The 4984-nt window shown below is 41.6% G+C and carries 7 protein-coding genes; all 7 read right to left on the bottom strand.

Annotated features, from left to right (window positions below; translation table 11 throughout):
• Positions 1 to 17: 17 nt before the first annotated feature.
• The gene (gene yggU / locus ACLS0A_RS10775) at positions 18 to 308 is read right to left on the bottom strand and encodes a DUF167 family protein YggU (RefSeq protein ID WP_416083459.1); all 291 of its coding nucleotides are present in this window, start codon (positions 306 to 308) and stop codon (positions 18 to 20) included.
• Positions 308 to 871, bottom strand: coding sequence for a YggT family protein (locus tag ACLS0A_RS10770; RefSeq protein WP_416083456.1), 564 nt, complete (start codon positions 869 to 871; stop codon positions 308 to 310). The genes yggU and ACLS0A_RS10770 overlap by 1 nt, the downstream gene beginning before the upstream one ends.
• A 17-nt stretch (positions 872 to 888) precedes the next feature.
• A complete protein-coding gene (corA, locus tag ACLS0A_RS10765; protein WP_103854360.1) occupies positions 889 to 1836 on the bottom strand; it encodes a magnesium/cobalt transporter CorA in 948 nt (315 codons plus the stop codon).
• 349 nt (positions 1837 to 2185) lie between these two features.
• Positions 2186 to 2407, bottom strand: a complete 222-nt coding sequence (locus ACLS0A_RS10760) for a sulfurtransferase TusA family protein (RefSeq protein WP_103855812.1) — start codon at positions 2405 to 2407, stop codon at positions 2186 to 2188.
• 27 nt (positions 2408 to 2434) lie between these two features.
• Positions 2435 to 3490 (bottom strand): YeeE/YedE thiosulfate transporter family protein, encoded by a 1056-nt coding sequence (locus ACLS0A_RS10755; protein WP_416083457.1) that lies wholly within the window; start codon positions 3488 to 3490, stop codon positions 2435 to 2437.
• Between the two features lie 221 nt (positions 3491 to 3711).
• Complete coding sequence (locus ACLS0A_RS10750; protein WP_103855688.1) at positions 3712 to 4050, bottom strand: YggL family protein; 339 nt, start codon at positions 4048 to 4050, stop codon at positions 3712 to 3714.
• Between the two features lie 29 nt (positions 4051 to 4079).
• Positions 4080 to 4832, bottom strand: coding sequence for a tRNA (guanosine(46)-N7)-methyltransferase TrmB (gene trmB, locus ACLS0A_RS10745; protein ID WP_416083458.1), 753 nt, complete (start codon positions 4830 to 4832; stop codon positions 4080 to 4082).
• Positions 4833 to 4984 lie beyond the last annotated feature (152 nt).

Here is a 4984-nt window from a genome sequence, read left to right as displayed (position 1 = left end):
AATTGAGAGCATTTTTCTTATCCCAACAACCCCAAAACCTGTTCAGGAATCACTTTCGGTGTAAGGATAAAAATTTGTTTATGGCGGTTAAGTTCGCCTTTTTCGATGAGAATACTGCTTTTTGGCACTTTAAAGGTTTTGCTTAGGAATTTAAGCAAATGGGCGTTAGCTTGACCGTCAATAGGTGGGGCGGTGATGGTGATTTTCAGCTCGTTGTCGTGTAAGCCAACAATTTGATCTTTACTGGCTTTCGGTTGCAGAAAAATCCGCAACCGAAGTCCTTGCGTGCTTTGCTCGATCGCATTCATTAGGCAAATTGCCATAAGATAGGGGCAATGTCGTACATTACACGGTTGGCGTAAAATAATAAAAACGCCAATAACATCGGGGAGAAATCAATCATTCCCGTGTTCGGTAAAATACGGCGAATCGGGTTGAGCAAAGGTTGCGTGAGCTGATAAAGGGTATATTGCAACGGATTTTGCCCACGGTTAAACCAGCTTAAAATGGCTTGGAAAAACAACACATAAATCACTGCTTCACCCATAGTGCGCAAGGTATGCAATAACCCAATGTAAAGATAAAGCAAAGGATTTGCCGCCACTTGCGCTGATCCTAATAAATCTAGCAAAGGATATTTTGCCACGCCTAATGCCACACACAACGCCAATGCCGCGGTATTTAAGCCTTTCACCGCAGGTAAAAACTTTTGCAATGGCGCAAGCACAGGTTGGGTGAATTTCACCAAAGTTTGCGAAAAAGGATTATAAAAATCCACGCGGCTATATTGAAACCACGCACGCAAAATTAGCACGAAACTAAAAACATTAATTAGGGTATAAACTAAAAATTGAAGGGAATTTAAGCCCATTATTTTCTCCTTAAAAATTACAACCAGCCTTTACGTTTAAAATAAATATAAGGCGTAAGCGCCGCAACGATCATCAAACCAATCGCCATAGGATAGCCATATTTTAAATGCAATTCTGGCATAAATTCAAAGTTCATTCCGTAGGTGGACGCCACCAAGGTTGCAGGCAGGAACATCACCGATACTACGGAGAAAAATTTCATAATTTTATTCTGCTCAATATTGATATAACCCATTGCCGCTTGCATTAAGAAATTCACTTTTTGGAATAAGGATTCATTATGCGGTTGCAGGGATTCAATATCGCGTAAAATATCGCGCGCTTGCTCTAGCTGATTGGCTGGCAGACGTGTTTTGCGCACCAAAAAACTCAATGCACGTTGCGTATCCATCAAACATAAACGCACTTTGGAACTGGCATCTTCTTGCTCCGTGAGTGTAGCAAGGGCTTTATCAAAGGCTTCGCCCTGCTTGCCTTCCAAAATAACGTGACTTAATTTTTCCAAATCTGCGTAAGCATTTTCGATCACATCGGCGAGCTGCTCGATTTTGGTTTCAAATAAATCTAACAGCACTTCATAAGCGTTACATTCCACCAATCGTTGGCTGCGCGAACGCATTCGATAAAGGCGAAACGCTGGCAATTCGCGATCACGCAGGGTGAACAAACGCCCATCACGCAAGGTAAACGCCACGCTGGCAATGTCGGCATAATCATTTTCATCTTCACAATAGAAAAAAGAGTGCAAATGCAAGCCGTCTTCGTCTTCAAAGAAACGCGCAGACGCTTCAATATCTTCCAATTCTAAGAAAGATGCCAAACTTTGCCCTAAGCCCTGTTGCAACATTTCACGTTCTTCGCTTGATGGCTCAAGCAAATCAATCCAAATGGCGGCGTTGAGATTCTCATCACCCTCATCTAGCCGAATTAAACGCGCATTTTCCAGTGCAAAAGCATTAATCATTTTGTCATACTCCTTGAGGGATTATGAACAAACCCGATGAACAAAAGAAAACTAAATAATCAGCACAAAAGTGCGGTGCAAAATTTTCGATTATTTAATTAAAGATACCTAATAATTGAGGTAATGAAACTTACCTGCGAAATCTCGCCGATAAGTGGAGGACGAGATTTAGATCAACGATGAATTGGGTATCGACTATGACTGTCCAAAGTGTGTGTCCTCTTGTTGCTAAATCGTGCGGAATGTTACGCTTCAATGGGGTGTTCGTCAAGGGGATCTGTAGGAAAAGAAAGCGATAAAAAGTGCGGTGCAAAAATTCTGATTTTTTCCACCGCACTTAAAAGAAAGGCTATTTCACTACTGTAATTGTCCATTTCGCATCGCCAATTTGGTCAAAATGGGTCACTTCATAGCCTTCTTCTGCCGCCCAGTTGGGAATGGCCTCTGTGGCTTGCGTGCAATCAAATTCAATTTCAATGCCATCACCTGCGTTTAATTTTGCCATTGCGGCTTTTGCTTCTTCTAATGGGAATGGGCAGACTAGCCCCGCGGTTTCTAATTTTACGATCATCTTAATTTCCTTCTATGTGAATAAATCTTATGCTGCAGCGTTCGCTAACGCTAATCTGCGCGGACGAATAAATAAAACGTGTGCCATTGTCCATACTCCAAGAATCGTGAAAACAAGGGCAATCCAGCCTTTAGAACTCATCACTGCTGTGGCTGTTAAACCGTTTCCAATGGTGCAACCGCCTGCCAATGATGCCCCCACGCCCATCGCAAATCCACCAATCACACTGTGGTAAAGGGTTTTCGTGTCGGGTAAGCGCCATCTAAACTCACGGCTACCTTTTGCGGCAAGATAAGAACCAATAAAAATCCCGATCACCAAAAACACGCCCCAATTTAACCGCTTTTCATCGCCCGTTACTAAAAAATGGATAAGATTTGCAGAAGGTGTTGTGATCCCCAAGCCACCAGCGCGCCCCGTGCTTTCACTGGAAGGCCAAGCAACCAGTGCAATAATGCCAATAGCCAGCGCGGCGACAAAAGGGTGATAGCGCTTTTCAAACAACCAATGGCGTAACCCTTGATATTTTTGCGGCAATGTTGCCACTTTATTTTTAGGGCGTTTGCTCAATGTTTGGTATAAACCAAATACTACGGCGATTGCCAATAAGCCAACCAACCACCACACGGAGATCCCTAGTTGGGCTGCAAGATTATCATTCATTCTGGTATAGCTAGTTAGCGTGTTTTTGAATTCCACCAACACACCATATTTCATCATTGCGGCACTTAGCATATACATAGCCAACGCCAACCAGCTTCCGATTAATCCTTCACCTGCACGATACCACGTCCCAGTTGCACAACCGCTAGCAAGCACAATACCAATACCGAATAGGTAAGAACCAAAAACCGTCCCAACCAAAGAAAAATCTTCATAAGGAGATGAAATATAACCTAACTCAACAAGCGTCAGCACCCCTACGCTTTGAATTAAAATAGCCAGTAAAAAGGCATAAAACATCTTGTTATTTTTCGCCGTGTACATATCACGAAACCCACCCGTCATACAAAAACGGGTACGCTGTAGCACAAAACCAAAAATCACACCGAGAACACCGCCCGAAATTATTGTCCAAACCATAAATTTCTCCTCTAACGTACTGATTAAGTGCGGTTATTATGCGAGAGATTTTTTATAGCTATCCAATAATTAATTGAAAGGATATATTTCTTTTGGTTATAAAGAGGGAGTTGGCAAGAACTTAACTGGGGAAAACGTGAAAATAGAAAGAAAAATAAGAAAATTTACACCGCTCTTACAATTATAAAAAATCCCGCTAAAAAGCGGGATTAATTTTTGCATTATTTCGCTGGATATTCCCACCAAATATCAAACAGTTGGCTGATTTCAATTTGTTGTAATCCATTGCTTTCTAACCAGTTTTTTACTAGCTCTCGGTGGCTTTCATCACATTTTCCGATTTCTTCTAAGCAGACTAAACCTTCCCAATGTAAATAACCGCTACCTTCATAAGCTAAGCCATTTGGGCGAATGACTTCGTTGATAAAACGATCTACAACTTCATCAATTTTATCAATCGGAGTATTTTCTGCGAATTGCCAGTTTACTAAAAAGCCTAATTCTTGGAATTCTGCAAGGTGCATTTTTTTGCGTTGTCTTCTGTTACGTTGAATAGCCATCGTTTTCTCCTCGTGTTTCTAGGCTGATATTATTCAGTTTTAATAAAATATAAATCCCATACGCCGTGTCCCAAGCGATGACCTCGCTGTTCAAACTTGGTCAGAGGGCGGCTTTCAGGGCGTGGAATATAGTCCTTTGTGGCGGAAGTATTGCGTAACTGTGGATTGTCTTGCAATACGTCTAACATTTGTTCCGCATAATTTTCCCAGTCCGTTGCCATATGAATAAAGCCTTGGTTGACGAGCTTTTGGCAGACAGTTTGCACAAAATGCGGCTGTACAATGCGGCGTTTATGATGCTTCGCTTTATGCCAAGGATCGGGGAAAAAAAGCTGTAAGCCAGCAAGGCTGCCATCGGCAATGCAATCGCGTAAAATTTCTGTAGCATCGTGGCAAATAACGCGTAGATTTTTTACCTTCTTTTCCACAGCATAAGCAATGCACGCGCCCACACCGGGGGTATGCACTTCAATTCCTAGATAATTTTTATCTGGATTTTGCTCTGCCATTTCCACTAGGGATTTTCCCATTCCAAAACCAATTTCTAAAATAACAGGCTTGTCATTGCCATAAATCTTTTTAAAATCAAAAGGTTCTGTTTGATGTGATAAGCCATAAATCGGCCAATATTCATTCATCATATTACGTTGAAAATCGCTTAATCGCCCTGTACGCAACACGAAACTACGCACTTTACGTTTGTAGCGTCCGTCAGCGGTAAATTCAGCGGTTTCAACGGTTTTGCGTTTTTGATCCGCAAAGCTGGTTTGTTGTTCTGTCATTGAAAATCTACTACTCAATATCGTTTATAAAATGAGCTATGCCATTTTTTTAAAGGGCTATTCTATGTTTTAGGGCAAGATCGCGCAAGAAAAAAGTGCGGAAAAAAAATGGGAAAATTTCGATCAAAAATAATAAGAAATGAGGGCTTAAA

The sequence above is a fragment of the Avibacterium volantium genome, from assembly GCF_049366555.1.
Taxonomy (GTDB): Bacteria; Pseudomonadota; Gammaproteobacteria; order Enterobacterales; family Pasteurellaceae; genus Avibacterium; species Avibacterium volantium_A.
Note: the sequence above shows the minus strand (reverse complement) of the source record. Positions and strands in the feature narration are given on the sequence as shown.